At 70.9% G+C, this 14,710-nt stretch carries 13 protein-coding genes; 6 read left to right on the top strand and 7 right to left on the bottom strand.

The features are described from left to right. Positions 1 to 4: 4 nt before the first annotated feature. A complete protein-coding gene (locus ACQEWB_RS44935) occupies positions 5 to 1,204 on the bottom strand; it encodes a cytochrome P450 (protein WP_432841852.1) in 1,200 nt (399 codons plus the stop codon). Positions 1,205 to 1,229: 25 nt separating this feature from the next. Further along, positions 1,230 to 2,462, bottom strand: a complete 1,233-nt coding sequence (locus tag ACQEWB_RS44930; protein ID WP_432841850.1) for a CaiB/BaiF CoA transferase family protein — start codon at positions 2,460 to 2,462, stop codon at positions 1,230 to 1,232. 103 nt (positions 2,463 to 2,565) lie between these two features. Between ACQEWB_RS44930 and ACQEWB_RS44925 the strand changes: the two genes are divergently transcribed. Next, complete coding sequence (locus ACQEWB_RS44925; RefSeq protein ID WP_432841848.1) at positions 2,566 to 3,885, top strand: acyl-CoA dehydrogenase family protein; 1,320 nt, start codon at positions 2,566 to 2,568, stop codon at positions 3,883 to 3,885. Next, on the top strand, positions 3,882 to 4,673 hold the full coding sequence (locus tag ACQEWB_RS44920) for an SDR family NAD(P)-dependent oxidoreductase (RefSeq protein WP_432841846.1): 792 nt from the start codon (positions 3,882 to 3,884) through the stop codon (positions 4,671 to 4,673). Before ACQEWB_RS44925 ends, ACQEWB_RS44920 begins: the two co-directional genes overlap by 4 nt. Here ACQEWB_RS44920 and ACQEWB_RS44915 read toward each other — a convergent pair. Genes ACQEWB_RS44915 through ACQEWB_RS44905 form a run of 3 tightly spaced genes read right to left on the bottom strand, consistent with a single transcriptional unit; the run spans position 4,648 to position 7,549 of the window. Beyond that, positions 4,648 to 5,691: a phosphotransferase family protein gene (locus tag ACQEWB_RS44915; RefSeq protein ID WP_432841844.1), complete on the bottom strand. Its 1,044-nt coding sequence runs from the start codon at positions 5,689 to 5,691 to the stop codon at positions 4,648 to 4,650. The two genes, ACQEWB_RS44920 and ACQEWB_RS44915, sit on opposite strands and share 26 nt — an antisense overlap. Continuing rightward, positions 5,688 to 7,223 (bottom strand): class I adenylate-forming enzyme family protein, encoded by a 1,536-nt coding sequence (locus ACQEWB_RS44910; RefSeq protein WP_432841842.1) that lies wholly within the window; start codon positions 7,221 to 7,223, stop codon positions 5,688 to 5,690. Before ACQEWB_RS44910 ends, ACQEWB_RS44915 begins: the two co-directional genes overlap by 4 nt. Before the next feature lie 14 nt (positions 7,224 to 7,237). Then, entirely contained in the window at positions 7,238 to 7,549 is a 312-nt protein-coding gene (locus ACQEWB_RS44905) for a hypothetical protein (protein WP_432841840.1), read from the bottom strand. Between the two features lie 102 nt (positions 7,550 to 7,651). Here ACQEWB_RS44905 and ACQEWB_RS44900 point away from each other — a divergent pair, with 102 nt between their 5' ends. Together ACQEWB_RS44900 and ACQEWB_RS44895 are read left to right on the top strand one after the other, a co-directional pair. Beyond that, entirely contained in the window at positions 7,652 to 8,425 is a 774-nt protein-coding gene (locus ACQEWB_RS44900) for an enoyl-CoA hydratase/isomerase family protein (RefSeq protein WP_432841838.1), read from the top strand. An 86-nt stretch (positions 8,426 to 8,511) separates the two neighbouring features. Then, entirely contained in the window at positions 8,512 to 9,522 is a 1,011-nt protein-coding gene (locus tag ACQEWB_RS44895; protein WP_432841836.1) for an LLM class flavin-dependent oxidoreductase, read from the top strand. Between the two features lie 79 nt (positions 9,523 to 9,601). Here the strand turns inward: ACQEWB_RS44895 and ACQEWB_RS44890 are convergent, their stop codons facing one another. Continuing rightward, positions 9,602 to 10,876: an amidohydrolase family protein gene (locus ACQEWB_RS44890; protein ID WP_432841834.1), complete on the bottom strand. Its 1,275-nt coding sequence runs from the start codon at positions 10,874 to 10,876 to the stop codon at positions 9,602 to 9,604. Between the two features lie 237 nt (positions 10,877 to 11,113). Here ACQEWB_RS44890 and ACQEWB_RS44885 point away from each other — a divergent pair, with 237 nt between their 5' ends. Both ACQEWB_RS44885 and ACQEWB_RS44880 read left to right on the top strand, forming a co-directional pair. After that, a complete protein-coding gene (locus ACQEWB_RS44885; protein WP_432841832.1) occupies positions 11,114 to 12,592 on the top strand; it encodes an aldehyde dehydrogenase family protein in 1,479 nt (492 codons plus the stop codon). 180 nt (positions 12,593 to 12,772) lie between these two features. Next, complete coding sequence (locus tag ACQEWB_RS44880; protein ID WP_432841830.1) at positions 12,773 to 13,441, top strand: ABC transporter ATP-binding protein; 669 nt, start codon at positions 12,773 to 12,775, stop codon at positions 13,439 to 13,441. Between the two features lie 88 nt (positions 13,442 to 13,529). Here the strand turns inward: ACQEWB_RS44880 and ACQEWB_RS44875 are convergent, their stop codons facing one another. Then, complete coding sequence (locus ACQEWB_RS44875; protein WP_432841828.1) at positions 13,530 to 14,702, bottom strand: thiolase family protein; 1,173 nt, start codon at positions 14,700 to 14,702, stop codon at positions 13,530 to 13,532. Positions 14,703 to 14,710: the final 8 nt, after the last annotated feature.

Genomic DNA, 14,710 nt, shown 5'->3' with positions numbered 1-14,710 from the left:
CCGGTCACCACTCCAGACGCAGCGACTTGATGCCGTACATGTTGCCGTGGGCCCACAGCTCCTGCCCGTCGGCGACCCGGTACTCGGGGATGCGGCGGTGCCACTCCTCGATCGCCACGTTGAGTTCGAGGCGGGCGAGGTGCGAGCCGAGGCAGCGGTGCGGGCCGGAGCCGAACGCGATGTGGTTGGTGGTCTTGCGGTGCAGGTCCACTTCCAGCGGGTTCTCGTACCGCTCGGGGTCGCGGTTGGCGACCACGATCGGCAGCATCACCATCTCCCCCGCCTTCACCGGGCAGCCGCCGATCTCCACGTCCCGGGTCGCCTTGCGCGCCGGGACGACGGGTGAGTACACGCGCAGGATCTCCTCGACCCCGGTCGCGATGAGCGAGGGGTCGGCGACGATCTCCGCGCGCTGCTCGGGGTGTACGGCGAAGTGGTAGAGGGCCCAGCCGACGGAGATCGGCACCGTGTCGAAGCCAGCCTGGAACATCAGGACGCAGAAGGCGAGCATGTCCCGGTCGTCGATCGGTTCGCCGTCGATCGTCCAGGCCATGGCGGTGGAGAGCAGGTCGTCGCGCGGTGTCTTGCGGCGCAGGGCGATCTGCTCCTCGAAGTAGGCCGACACCTCCGCGATGGCGGTCAGCTGCCGTACGCCGTCCGGGTCCTCGCGGTGCGAGAGGTGCAGCAGTTCGTGGGTCCACGCGAGGAAGGTGCCGAGGTCCTCCTCCGGCAGGCCCATCAGGCGCATGAAGATCAGGGTGGGGAAGCGGCGCGCGAACTCGTCGAGCACCTCGGCCCCGTCGCGGGTCCTGAGCTCGTCGATCATCTCGCCCGCGACCTGGCGGACCTCCGGCTCCCGGGCGGCGACGGCGCCCGGAGAGAAGAAGCGGCCCAGCAGGCGCCGCCACACGGAGTGCGTGGGCGGGTCCAGCATCTCGGGAATCCACAGGAACTTCGGGTCCGGTTCGAGCACGGTCACCGAGGTGTTGGAGAAGGTCCGCCAGTCCTGGAGCGCCTTCTGCACCTCGGGGCCGTCCGTGACGACCCAGAAACCGCGCGCCACGGTGGAGCGGAAGCCGGCGCGGGTGCCGGCCATCTCGTCCCAGCGCTCGTGGTGGCTGAGGACCGGGCCGCCGAGCCGGTTGTCGAAGTGGTAGGCGGGCAGCCCGTCGTGGGTTCCGTCGGGTTCGAGCGTCGTACTCATCACGGCTCCTCTCTTCGTACGTCCGTCAGGTCGCCGCGCCGTCGATCTTCAGGGCGATGAGCTCCTCGTCATTCAGCCCGAGGGAGCGCAGGACCTCGTCGGTGTGTTCCGCGAACTGGGGTGCCCGGGTGAGGTCGACCGGGGTCTCGTCGAACTGGACGGGGTTCGTGACCAGTTCGCGGTCGACCCCGTCGGCGTCCACGACCGGGGCGATGAGCCCGTTGGCCCGCAGGGCGGGGTCCTGGCCGACCTCCCAGGAGTTCTGTACGGCCGCCCACTGGCCTTCGCCGCGGGCGAGGATCGCGGCCCACTCGTCGTAGGGCCGGGACGCGATGATCCCGGCGACGATGTCGGCGGCCTCGGACGCGTTGGCCATCAGCTTCTCGGTGCTGTCGAAGCGTTCGTCGGCGGCGAGTTCCTCGCGCCCTGCCAGCTTGCAGAACTCGCCCCAGTACCGGCCGGGTTGCAGCATGGACAGCTCGATCCAGCGGCGGTCGGAGGTGCGGTAGGCCCCGATCAGCGGGTTGGTGGCCGAGCCGTAGCGGGGCGCGGTGGCCACCGGGAGCGGGCCGCCGTTCATCAGCGCCAGGTTGACGGTGAACTGCGTCGCCCAGGCGCCGACACCGATCAGCGACACGTCCACCACGGACGGCTCGCCGGTGGTGGCCCGGGAGTACAGGGCCGCGGCGATGCCGCCGGCGATCGTCATGCCGCCCATCGCGTCGCCGTAGGCGCCGGCGGGCATCCGGGTCATCCGCTCCGCGCCGGGCGGGGTGACGCCGGCGGCGCTGCCGCCCCGGGCCCAGAAGGCCGTGCTGTCGTAACCGCCCTTGTCGGCCTCGTCCCCGCGCGCGCCGAAGCCGCTGCCGCGGACGTAGATGATGTCCGGGTTGATGGCCCGGACGTCCTCCAGGTCGATGCGCAGCTTCGCCCGCGCCTCGGGCAGGAAGTTGGTCAGGAACACGTCGCTGCGGCGGATCAGTTCCTCCAGGACCGGCCGGGCCGACGGCTTCTCCAGGGCCAGGCCGACACTGCGCTTGCCGCGGTTGGGCCCCTCCATGATCGGGAAGAAGGAAGATCCCTCGCTGGTGGCTGCGTAGCCGAGCACCCGGCTCAGCCCGCGCTGCGCGTCACCTCGTTCGGCGTGCTCGATCTTGATCACGTCGGCACCCCAGTCGGCGAGCACGGCACCCGCCGCCGGGACGAAGGTGAACTGCGCGACTTCGAGCACCCGCACGCCCTCCATCGGCCTCTGCATCGAACCAACCCCTCCAACGGCTCATCGCTATTGCGCATACCCAATGCGCCAAGTCTGCCCTCGAGTATGGACCGTGGGCCTCAAAAAGTATACTGTTTTCGTCATGCTGGATTTCACGATCGAACCCGACTTCCAGGCGAAGCTGGACTGGGCCGCGGCCTTCGTCCGTACGGAGGTCGAGCCGCTCGACCTGCTTTTCCCGCACGGCGGCGACCCGTACGACACCCGCAACGAGAAGGCCCGCGCCATCCTGCGACCGCTCCAGGACCAGGTACGCGAACAGGGTCTGTGGGCCTGCCATCTGGGCCCCGACCTCGACGGTCCCGGCTACGGCCAGGTCAAGCTCGCCCTGCTCAACGAGATCCTCGGCCGCTCCTACTGGGCCCCGACCGTCTTCGGCACGGCCGCCCCGGACACCGGGAACGCCGAGATCCTGGCCATGTTCGGCACCGCCGAGCAGAAGGCCCGCTACCTCCAGCCGCTGCTGGACGGCGAGATCGTCTCGACGTTCTCGATGACCGAGCCGCAGGCGGGCGCCGACCCCAAGGAGTTCGTCTGCCGTGCGTGGCAGGACGGCGACGAGTGGGTCATCGACGGGGAGAAGTGGTTCTCCTCGAACGCCCGGTACGCGGCCTTCCTCATCGTCATGGCCGTCACCGACCCCGACGCGCCGCCGCACAGGCGCATGTCGATGTTCATCGTGCCGTCCGAGACGCCCGGCATCGAGATCAAGCGGAACGTCGGCACGATGGACGAGCGGGAGAACCTCGACGAGGGCATCCACGCGTACATCCGCTACCACCAGGTCCGGGTCCCGCTCGACGCGATGCTCGGCGGCCCCGGTGAGGGCTTCAAGGTGGCCCAGGCCCGCCTGGGCGGCGGCCGGGTCCACCACGCGATGCGGACGGTCGGCAAGTGCACCCGCGCCTTCGACATGATGTGCGAGCGCACGCTGTCCCGCCGTACTCAGGGCACTCTGCTCGCCGACAAGCAGGCGGTGCAGCAGTTCATCGCCGACTCCTGGGTGGAGTTGCAGCAGTTCCGGCTGCTCGTGCTGCACACCGCGTGGATCATCGACACCCAGCCGCACGGCGCCGCCCGCACCCAGATCGCGATGTGCAAGGTGCAGACGGCCAAGGTGCTGCACGACATCATCCAGCGGGCGGTGCATGTGCACGGCTCGCTCGGCACCACGAGCGAACTCCCGCTCGCCAAGTGGTGGATGGCCGCACCGAACCTCGCGCTGGCCGACGGCCCGACCGAGGTGCACCGCACCACGATCGCCAAGCAGGTCCTGAAGAACTACGAGCCGGCCGAGGGCCTGTTCCCCAGCGAGCACATCCCGCCGAAGCTCGAAGCGGCCCGCAAGCGGTACGCGGACATCATCAACGACGACAGTCTGTCCGGCCGGGTGGACGCATGACCGGCGAGCACGGGACAGGCACCCGCGACGCCAAGTCCATCGCCCCGGCCGACCTGTTCGACCTGTCCGGCAAGGTCGCGCTCGTCACCGGGGGCAGCCGGGGCCTCGGCCGGGAGATGGTGCGGGCCTTCGCCACGGCGGGCGCGGACGTGGTGATCGCCAGCCGGAAACTGGAGGCATGCGAAACGGCGGCGGCGGAGGTACGGGACCTGGGCCGCCGCGCGCTGCCGGTGGCGGCCCACGTGGGCCACTGGGACGACCTGACCCGTCTCGCGGACCTCGCCTACGGCGAATTCGGCAAGGTCGACGTCCTCGTCAACAACGCCGGGATGTCCCCGCTGGCCCCGTCCTCGGCGGAGACCAGCGAGGAACTCTTCGACAAGGTGATCGCCGTCAACTTCAAGGGCCCGTTCCGCCTGGCCTCACTGATCGGCGAACGGATGGCGGAGGGTGAGGGCGGCTCGATCATCAACATCTCGTCCTCCGGCGCCCTGTTCCCCCAGCCCCGCTTCGGCCCGTACGCCGGCGCCAAGGCCGCGCTGAACACCCTGACCACCGTCTTCGCCCTGGAGTACGGCCCGAAGGTGAGGGTCAACACCATCTCGGCGGGCCCGTTCCTGACGGACATCTCCAAGGCGTGGACGGAGGAGAAGAGACAGACCACGCGTAGCGCGGTGGGCAGACCGGGCCGCCCGGAGGAGATCATCAGCACGGCGCTGTATCTGGCGAGCGACGCGTCGAGCTATACGACGGGTTCGCTGATCAGAGTCGACGGTGGCCTGTACTGAGCAGTTCCATCGCCTCTGCCAACAGCACCGGCAATGCGGGCAGCATTCGCCGGTGCATGTCCGTCAACTGCCCTGCCTTCCGGCCCCGCTTGATCAGCAGGGCGGTCGCGGCGGACTCCTTGTACTTCGTCAGCGCCTCGAACCAGGCCATGTCGGGAAGGGGTTCGCCCCGCGCCTCCTGGTACGCGTCGATCAGCTCCGCCTTGGTCGGCATTCCCGTCGGCTCGTCCGAGAGCGACGCCGGGTGGCGGGCCTCGTCCGTGAAGAACGTCAGCCAGGTGATGTCGACCCGGGGGTCGCCGAGGGACCAGATCTCCCAGTCGATGACCGAGTTGACCCCGTCCCCGTCGCACAGCGTGTTGCCGAGCCGGTAGTCGCCGTGGGTGAACACCGGCATCATCGCCGCCGGCTGTGTCGCCCGCAGCCGCGCCTCGACCCGCTCGCAGCCGGCCCGCAGATCCTCGGGAACGGTCGTGAAAGCGCGGGCCCAGCGGTCGATCTCGGCGCCGGGCGTGACGACGGGCTCCACGGCCAGCGGCGTCCGCTTGGGGTCCGCCCGGTGCAGCTGGGCGAGCATCCGCGCCGCGTCGAGCGCACGGGCCCGCACCTGCCCGGCCGGCACCCGCCCTCGCGGCACGAGCACCGGCTCCACGCACTCCCCCGCCACCAACTCCATGGCCATGAACGGCTGTCGGCCCGGCGGCTCCCCCGCATCGGAGAACAGCACCTTCGGCACCCGCACCCCGGGCACGCCCGCCAGCACCCGCATCAGCCGCGCCTGCCGCAGCACGTCCCGGTTGCGGACCGGTTCCAGACCGGGCGGCGCCACCTTGAGGACGACGCGCTCGTACGGCGCCGGGACGCCCGCGAGCCGGGCCACGTACGTGAGGCTGGAGGTCCCGCCGGTGAGCGGCTCGACCGATTCCACGGTGGCCCCGGGGATCCAGCCCCGCGCCGCGAGGGCCGTCCGCTCGGTCAACTCCGCGATCGGATCAGCACTGTTGACGACGATGCTCATGTCCTCACCTCTGTGGGCCGTTGCCCTGGCGTTGTTCCACGGTCCGCGGTCAGCGCCCGGACGATGTCCCGGCGGATGAGCTTGCCGGTGGGCGTACGCGGCAGTTCGGGCCACGGCGTGATGCGCTCCGGTGTCTTGGAGCCGCGCAGCGTGCCGCGCACCTGGGCGCGCAGGTCGTCCGCGTCGATCACGACACCGTCGCGCAGCACGACCACCGCCTCGATCCGCTGACCCCACTCCTCGTCCGGAACGCCCACGACGACCGCGTCGAGCACGTCCGGATGCCCCAGCAGTACGTCCTCGATCTCGGCCGGCGCGATGTTCTCCGCACCGCGGATGATCGTGTCGTCGGCCCTGCCCTCGATGTGCAGATAGCCGTCGGCGTCGACGTACCCCTGGTCACGGGTGTGGAAGAAGCCCCGCTCGTCGACCACGGGCCCGTGTCCGGCGTACTCCCCCGAGACCTGCTCGCCCCGCACCCAGATCTGGCCGCTCTCGCCGGCCGCGACGACCGCTCCGAACGGGTCGCGCACCTCCAGCTCGATGCCCGGCACCGGCTGCCCCGCCGATCCGAGCCGGGCCCGCACCTCGGGGTCGTCGCTCGCCACGGCCGTGCGGTGTTCCTGCGGCCCGAGGACGGTGATGGTGGACGAGGTCTCGGTGAGTCCGTACGCGTTGACGAAGTCGACGTGCGGCCACTCGGCGAGCGCGGTCTCGATGACCCGCACCGGCATCCGGGCGCCGCCGTAGGCGAGGCCGCGCAGCGAGGGCACCGAGCGGTCCAGGCCGTCCGTGTCCATGATGCGGGCGAGCATCGTCGGCACCACCATCGCGTTGGTGATCCCCTCCTGCCGTACGAGACCGAGCCAGCCGTCCGGCGTGAACTGCTCCAGCGTCAGGGCCCGACGGCCCGCGTAGAGGTTCGTCAGCACGTTGGAGATGGCGGCGATGTGGTACGGGGGGACGCTCACCAGGGCCGCCTCGTCGGGGTCGGCGGCGGCGAACTCCACCGTGCCGAGCACGTACGAGACCAGGTTGCGGTGGCGCAGGACCACGCCCTTGGGCGCGGAGGTCGTGCCGCTGGTGTAGATGAGGGCGGCGGGCGCGTCGGGCTCCGCCGCTTCCTCGTCGGCGGGGAGTCCGGTGTTCTCCGCGGTCTGGGCCAGCCACTCGGCCGGGGTGCACACCGGCAGCCCGGCGCGGCGCAGCGCCCCGGCGTGCTCCGCGTCGGCGATGCCCAGCGCGCGCGGGTGGTTGGCCAGCAGCGCGTCCAACTGCGCCTCGCCCAGGCGGTAGTTGACCGGGACGAGCGGGATCCCGGCGCGGGCCGCGGCGAACAGGGCGACCGGGAGGGCCGGGCCGTTCACCGCGAGGTAAAGGATCGCGTCGGCCTCGGCCGCGCGCGCCAAGTGCGCCCCGCCGACGGCCAGTTCACGCAGTCGCCCGGCGGTCAGCCCCGCGTCCCTGCGTCCGATGACGATCCGGTCGCCGAAGCCCTCGGCGGCCATGTCCAACAGCATCCCTATGTTCACGGGCCGCCCGCCCCTCAGTCCGAGGCCGGGAGCGGCTTGGCGCTCTTCAGCGGCAGCGGCGCGCCGTTCACCGCCAGGGTGCCGGGACCGGCCTTCGTGCACAGGAGCTCGATGCCGAGGTCCTCGTCGGCGTACCGCTTGCCGAGCAGCGCGCCGCCCATCAGGCCGGGGTCGGGGGTGCCCGTGGCACCGGGCCCCGGTCCGTTCCCCTCGGCCATGGCGGCGCCGCCGCAGCTGATCTCCAGGTCCTCGTCCGGGCACCGCACGACGATCACCGCCGTGGTGTCGACCGTACTGGCGAGCATCTGCCCAACGCGTGGCCTCATCGCAGTGTCCTCCGCGGCTCTCGTGGTGCCGAGTCAGTGGCACCGAGTAACCAGAGAAAAGTATACTACTTTCCACGATCGCGTCGAGAACGGAGCTGCTGGATGGAACTCAAGACCGTGCTGTACGAGGTCGTCGATCACGTCGCCACGATCACCCTGAACCGGCCCGAGGTCATGAACGGCTTCAACCAGCGGATGCTGGAGGAGTTCTCGGCCCTCTGGAACACCGTCAAGACCGACGACGACGTGCGGGTCGTGGTGCTGCGCGGCGCCGGTGACCGGGCGTTCAGCACGGGCATGGACGTGAAGGAGGGCATCGACCGGCACCCCAACGTCTGGTCGCAGACCGACCCCGGGGAGTACCTGTCGCCGAAGCTCAACCAGGTGTGGAAACCCCTGGTCTGCGCGGTGCACGGGATGGCCGCCGGCGGCGCGTTCTACTGGCTCAACGAGGCCGACATCCTGATCTGTTCGGAGGAGGCGACCTTCTTCGATCCGCACGTCAGCTACGGCCTGACCGCGGCCCTGGAGCCCATCGGCCTGGCCCGCCGCATCCCGCTCGGCGAGACCCTGCGGATCGCCCTGCTCGGCCTCGACGAGCGCGTGTCCGCGGCGCGCGCCCTGCAGATCGGCCTGGTCAGCGAGGTGCTCCCGCGTGAGCAACTGTGGGACCGGGCCGACGAGATCGCCCGCATCATCGCGGCGAAACCGCCGGCCGCGATCCAGGGCACGGTCCGTGCGATCTGGGAGTCCCTCGACGCCACCCGCACCCAGGCGCTGCGCACCGGACTGTCGTACACCCAGCTCGGGAACCCGATCGGGAAGGCCGAGGTCGACCGCTCGGCGGTGCCCCGCGGGCGGTGGACCCTGCGCTGAGGCTTCAACCGCCCACTCCCCAGCCCACCCAAATAAGTGTACTGTTTTACGGTATTCGACTTCAGGGTGACCATCGGGAGGCTCTCATGCGGTTCGGCATGCCCTGGCCCGGCCGGGACGTCGGGCGGGAGGCCGAGCAGGCCGGCGTCGGCGCGTTCTGCGCCGGGGAGTTCGTCGACCACGACTCCTACCTGACGGTGGCCGAGATCGTGGCGAACACGGAGCGCGCGCTGGCGGGCCCGGCCATCGCCTACGCCTTCGCCCGCACGCCCTACGCGCACGCCACGGCCATGCGTCAGCTGCACGCCCAGGCGCCGGGCCGGCTCTTCCTGGGGCTGGGCAGCGCGGCCTTCCGGATCAACCGGGACTGGCTCGGCGTGCCCGCGGAGCGTCCGGTGGCCCGGATCGCGGACACCGTCGGCGCCGTACGGGCCTGGCTGCACGCGGAGAACGGGGAGCGCGTCCGCTACACGGGCGAGTTCCACACGCTCGACGCCGACGTGCGCGCTCCGGTGCTGGGCCGGCTCGACATCCCCGTCCTGCTGGCCGGGTTCAACACGCGGATGGCCGCCACCGCGGGGCGGGTCGCCGACGGGGTGATCGGGCACGGGCTGTTCACCGCTTCCTGGTGGAACGAGGTCGTACGGCCCGGGGTCGAGCGGGGTGCGAGCGAGCGCGATCCGGCCGAGGCGCGGTCGCTCGAACACGGCTGGATCATCACGGCGGTCGACGACTCCGCGCCCGAACGCGCCGTCGCCGACGCCCGGCGCATGATCGCCTTCTACCTCACGGTGAAGACGTACGACCCGTTCGTCGCCCACCATGGTTGGGAGGAGCCCGTCGAACGGCTCCGTGCGGCGTTCAAGGTCGGCGACACGGACGCCATGGCCCGGGCGGTGACCGACGAGATGCTCACGGAGATCGCCGTCTGCGGCACGACCGCCGACGCGAAGGACGCCCTCGCCCGCCGGGCGGACTCGCTCCCCCGCGACGTCGGCTACTTCGCGCCCCCGAGCTTCATGGTGAGCCGCAGGCGCCGAGCCGCGTATGCGGCGTCCAGCCTCGCGTTGATCGGCGCCGTACCGGATTCGGACTGAACCGGGCCCGGCCATGCGAATCGGCCCCGGAGTGGAATTCACTCCGGGGCCGGTCCGCGTCCAGTGGCTCTCGGGCCGGTCAGACCTGTTCGGTGACCGGGGCCAGCTTCTTGCTGGTGTCGAAGCCGACGACCTTCGCGAGCGTGCCGCCCAGGATGGCCGCGCGGTCCTCGTCGGAGACCGTGGCGTCGATGTTCTCGGCGATGCACTCGGCGCTGTTGCGGAAGGTGCCCTCTGCATGGGGGTAGTCGTTGCCCCACATGATCGTCGAGAGGCCGGTGATGTGCCGGGCCTGGACGGCGATCGGGTCGTCCGCGAACTGCACGTGGATCTGGCGCCGGATGTAGTCGCTCGGCTTGAGCGGGTAGGGCCACTTGTCGTTGACCAGGAACAGGCGCCCCATCGCGGGCTGGTCCTTCGGCCCGCGCTCGTCGTCCCAGAAGCCGAGCCACCAGTCGGCGTCCTGACCGGTGCCGGTCCGCCAGGCCTTGTCGATGTAGCCCATGAAGGAGACGAGCCAGCCGGCGCCGTACTCGATCAGGTTGAAGTGCAGGTCCGGGAAGCGCTCGCAGACACCGCCGCCGACCAGGTTCGCGACGATGCGGCGCGGGCCGCCGTCACCGCCACCGCCGGCCAGGAGCCGACCCGAGACCATGTCGTCGGTCAGCTGGCCCTTGCCCATGTTGACGGCCGTCATCATGCCGCGGACCGTGACGGCCGTCTCGGACACGGCCTCCTTGACGCGCACCCCGCCGGTGGCGACGTGAATGAAGACCGGCATCCCGTGCGCCTGCGCGGCCGCCCACACCGGGTCGTACTCGCGCGAGTAGTACGGGAGCGGCGGGGTCTCCGGGAGCAGGATCGCACCCAGGCCCATGCGGGCGCAGCGCTCGATCTCGGCGACGGCCTCGGGGACGTCGGTCAGCGGGATCGCGGCGGTCGGGCGCAGGCGGTCCTTGTACTGGAGGAAACGCTCGGCGATGTAGTCGTTCCACACCCGCGCGTGCGCCATCGACAGCTCGTGGTCGTCGGTGAACAGCACGAACAGCGAGAGATTGGGGAACATCACCGACGCGTCGACCCCGTCGAGATTCATGTCCCGGATGATGTTCTCGGGCACGCCGTCCGGGGTCTCGCCGCCGAACTGCCGGTACTTGGAGATGGTCCAGCCGTCGAAGCCGATGGTGTGCAGCTTCTTGAACTCGGTGTGTCCACCCTCGACGATCGGCTCGTCGAGCGTGAACTCCTCCTCCCACAGGGCCCGCTCGCGCAGGTTCTTGGGGAGCCTGTCCCTGAAGAGATCGGCCGGCTCGATGATGTGCGAGTCGCCGGATACGACAAATTCCTTGAACACAGGTGGTACCTCTTTCGAACCTCGTCGTCCGTGACGGAACCCCAACCCGTAACTAAGGCCGAAGTTAGCTGTACCGACCGGTCGAGTCAATAAATGCGCATACGGAATATGGGGATGCTTTGCTACAGGAACCTGACAGACCCCTGACCCGTCACTGACCCACCCATCACCCTTCTCCGGAAGTCGTAATTCAGTACACTTAAATTGACGTACTGGCTGGTGATCAGGAGACGGCACATGACGACTGCGTACTCGTTCTCTGCGCAGCTCTACATCGACGGGCGCCGGACCGACGGCCGGGCGGACGCCCCGATCCTCGTCCGCAACCCCGCTACCGAGGAGACGATCGCCGAGGTCCCGGGCTCGGCGGCGGCGGACGTGCGGCAGGCCGTCGAGGCGGCCCGGCGCGCCTTCGACGAGGGGCCCTGGCCACGGATGAGGCCCGCCGAACGGGCCGCCGTACTGCTGCGCATGGCCGACGAGATCGAGCGCAGGCTGCCCGAGCTGGTGGCCGTCAACATGGCCGAGGCGGGCTCGGTCCGGGCGCTGGCCGAGACCCTGCAGACGCGGGTCCCGCTGACGCATCTGCGGGACATGGCCGAGCGGGTGATGCCGACCTTCGCCTGGGAGCGCCCGATGGACCCGACCGTCGCGCCGGGCACCGGCATCACCCAAGGGGTGCTGCGCCGCGAGGCGTTCGGGGTGTGCGCGCTGATCTCCGCCTACAACTTCCCGTTCTTCCTCAGCATGATGAAGGTGATCCCGGCGCTCGCGGCGGGCTGCACCGCCGTACTCAAACCGGCGCCCACGACTCCCCTGGAGTCCCTGCTCATCGGGGACTTCGCGGATGCGGCCGGGCTGCCGCCGGGCGTGCTCAACATCGTGACCGGTGACGTGGAGGCGGGCCGCGAGCTGACCACCCACCCCATGGTGGACCTCGTCAGCTTCACCGGGTCGGACACGGTCGGGCGGATGGTCTACGCGCAGGCCGCGGCCTCCCTGAAGAAGGTCGTCCTCGAACTCGGCGGCAAGTCGGCCAACATCGTGCGGGCCGACGGCGACCTCGACGGCGCCGTCCGCGCGGCGCTCATGGGCATCACCGCCCATGCGGGTCAGGGCTGTTCGCTGCTCACCCGCACGATCGTGCACGAGTCCGTCCACGACGAACTGGTCGACCGGCTGACCGCGGCCCTCGCGAAGGTGAAGGTCGGCGATCCGGCCGACCCGGCCACCACGATGGGTCCGCTGATCAGCGAGGCGCAGCGGGACAAGGTCGAGAAGCTGATCCGGGTCGGCGAGGAGGAAGGAGCCCGTCTCGTCTGCGGCGGGCGGCGGCCGGCCGGTCTCGACCGCGGCTACTTCGTCGAACCCACGCTCTTCACCGGCGTCGACAACTCCATGACCATCGCGCGCACGGAGTTCTTCGGCCCGGTCGGCGTCGTCATCCCCTTCGCCGACGACGAGCAGGCGGTGCGGATCGCGAACGACAGCCCGTACGGCCTGGCCGGCGCGGTGTGGAGCGCCGACACCGTGGCCGCGAACGAGATGGCGTCCCGTATCCGGACCGGAGCGGTCGCCATCAACGCGAGCAGTGCCGGAGTGATCCCCCGGGCCGCGTTCGGCGGGTACAAGCAGAGCGGACTCGGCCGGGAGTGGGGCGAGTTCGGGCTCGACGAGTACCTCCAGACCAAGACGGTGAGCTGGACCGCGCGCTGAGTGGCGTCGACGGAGACTTCAGCGGGTTGGCGCCGTAACCGGTGGCGTACTGCTCCTCGACGAGCCGTCGTCGGGGCTCGACGCGCGCGAGACCGACGAGCAGGCGGCGACTCTCTTGGGAGGACCGCCGTACGTACGGCCTACCCGGGCGCAGGCCACGGCGAGGAAAGGACCGTCCGCATGACCGTCATCGCCCCTCCCCTGCTCACCGTCCGCGATCCGACCGTCCGCTACGGGACGGCCCAGGCGCTGCTGGACGTGAGCTTCGAGGCGCCGCGCAACAGCGCGCTCGCCGTACTGGGTCCCAACGGGGCCGGCAAGAGCACGCCGGCCAGGGCCCTTTCGGGGCTGGTGCCGACCGCCGCCGGGTCCTTCGCGCTCGACGGCCGGGATCTGACAGGGCGCCCGCCCGACTCGATCCGCCGGGCCGGGCCGGTCCATCTCCCGGAAGGCCGCGGGGTGTTCCCCACGCTGACCGTCCTGGAGAACCTGCGGATGGCCACCGCCTGCGACCGGCGCGGACGGCAGGCGGCGGGGACGCTGTCGGGCGGCGAGCAGCAGATGCTGTCCCTGGCCCGGGCGTTGATGGTCGATCCCCGGCTGGTGGTCGCCGACGAGCTGCCCTTGGGCGTGGCGCCGAAGATGGTCGACGTGGTCTTCGAGAGCCTGCGCCGGGCCAGGTCCGCGGGCGTCGCCGTCATCGTGATCGAGCAGTTCGCGAGCCGGGCGCTCGACTTCGCCGACCACTGCCTGGTCCTGCGGCGCGGCCGGATCGCCTGGGCAGGCGACGCGGCACTGGCCGGGCCGGAGCTGCTGCGCCGCCATCTCGGGGAGGCGACGGCGGCCTGAGCGGTCCGGGCCGCACGAGCGGGCGGGGCAGCGGTCAGGGCGCGAAGCTCGCGCCCTGACCCTCAACTCCCGCCTTGGTCAATACCGTTCACACCGTCAGGACCATCGCCGACCCCATGCCCCCACCCGCGCACATAGCCGCGACCGCGGTCCCGCCACCCCGGCGACGGAGTTCGTGCGCCAGGGTCACGACCATGCGGGTGCCCGTGGTCGCGATCGGGTGGCCGAGGCTGCAGCCGCTGCCGAAGGGATTGACCCGCTCGGGGTCGAGGCCCAGTTCCCGGGTGGTGGCGACGGCGACCGCGGCGAAGGCCTCGTTGACCTCGAACAGGTCGACGTCCTCGATGCCGAGGCCGGCGCGGTCCAGGGCCTTGCGGATCGCGGCGATCGGCGCGAACCCCGTCTCCACGGGGTCGACGCCCACGCTCGCCCAGGACCGGACGGTCGCGATCGGGGTGAGTCCGTGCTCGGCGGCCAGGTCGGAACCGGCGACGACGACCGCGGCCGCCCCGTCGTTGACGCCGCTGGAGTTGCCGGCCGTGATGGAGAAGCCCTCGATCTCGGGGTGCAGCACCTTCAGCGCGGCCAGCTTCTCCAGGCTGGTGCCTCGGCGCGGATGCTCGTCGGTGTCGAAGACCGAGCTCGCTCCGTCCCGGCCGGTGACCTTGACCGGCACGATCTCGTCGGCGAACCGGCCGTCGTCGATGGCCCGTACGGCCCGCTCGTGCGAGCGCAGCGCCCAGGCGTCCATCTCCTCGCGGGTGAGGCCGGCCAGCCGGGCGGTGTTCCAGCCGACGAGGATCCCCATGTCGTTGTTCGGGGCCTCGGGCGTGGAGACATGCGTCGGCGCCATCCAGGGGTCGAGCCAGTCGTCGGTGCCCGGGATCCGCCGTCGGCCCACCGGCGCGGTCGACGACGAGTGCGTGCCGCCCGCGATCACCGCCCGGTCCATCCCGGCCCGCACGCTCGCGGCGGCGGTCGCCACGCTCGCGAGTCCGGAGGCGCAGTGCCGGTTGTGCGCCAGGCCGGGGACGTGTGTCAGGCCCGCCTCCAGCGCCGCGTACCGGGCGATGTCGCCGCCCCCGGCGAGGGATTCGCCGAGGACGACGTCGTCGATCGTCCCGGGCGGCAGCCCGCAGCGCTGCGCGGCCTCCCGGACAACGACGGTGGCGAGTTCGAAGGCGTCGGTGTCCCGCAGGGTTCCCCGCCGGGCGGTTCCGATCGCGGTGCGGCACGCGGAGAGAAGAACGGCATCAACCATGTAATTCA

The sequence above is a fragment of the Streptomyces sp. CA-249302 genome (assembly GCF_050936785.1).
Lineage (GTDB): Bacteria > Actinomycetota > Actinomycetes > Streptomycetales > Streptomycetaceae > Streptomyces.
Note: the sequence above shows the minus strand (reverse complement) of the source record. Positions and strands in the feature narration are given on the sequence as shown.